Consider the following 231-nt stretch of genomic DNA (forward strand, 5'->3'; position numbering starts at 1 on the left):
GGAGCACTTCGACCCGCGTGGCGTCGGCCCCGAACTCGGCCCCGTGGAGGCCCTGCGCGGCGCCGACGCGTTCTACCACGCGGACGTCGCCCGTCGCCTGCTCAACGGCGAGACGGGGCCGGTACGGGGCGCTGTGCTGCTGAACTCCGCGGCGGGCCTCGTCGCCCTGTCCCCCACCCACGCGCCGCTCGCGGACCAGCTCCGCGCCGGGATGGCGAAGGCGGCGGGGGC

At 77.9% G+C, this 231-nt stretch carries 1 pseudogene; it reads left to right on the forward strand.

Annotation, left to right across the window (positions count from 1 at the left end):
• Positions 1 to 231: pseudogene (locus tag KVT44_RS57380) on the forward strand (anthranilate phosphoribosyltransferase); the annotation flags it as partial.

Origin of the sequence: Streptomyces sp. GbtcB7 (assembly GCF_019091445.1) — a bacterium.
GTDB lineage: Bacteria > Actinomycetota > Actinomycetes > Streptomycetales > Streptomycetaceae > Streptomyces > Streptomyces mirabilis.